Below are 212 nucleotides of genomic sequence, written 5' to 3'. Positions count from 1 at the left end.
ACCGGACTGCGCTATACCCCGGTAAAAAAAAGGCACCTTTGAAAGGCGCCTTCTGCGATCAGCGCTTTTGGCCTCTGATCTTAAGATTTAATCCCAGCGAACTGGTTTCAAAAATGGTGGGTCGTGTGGGATTCGAACCTACGACCAATTGGTTAAAAGCCAACTGCTCTACCAACTGAGCTAACGACCCAAAAATGGTCGGGGTAAGGGGA

Annotated in this window: 1 tRNA gene; it reads right to left on the bottom strand. The window is 49.1% G+C overall.

Going from position 1 to position 212, the window contains the following annotated elements:
* Window positions 1-114: 114 nt before the first annotated feature.
* Window positions 115-190 (bottom strand) — tRNA-Lys (locus CWE01_RS33180).
* Between the last annotated feature and the right edge of the window lie 22 nt (window positions 191-212).

Origin of the sequence: Pseudomonas sp. QS1027 (assembly GCF_002814235.1) — a bacterium.
In the GTDB taxonomy this organism is placed as follows: Bacteria; Pseudomonadota; Gammaproteobacteria; order Pseudomonadales; family Pseudomonadaceae; genus Aquipseudomonas.
This window is presented reverse-complemented; position numbering and strand designations above follow the sequence as displayed.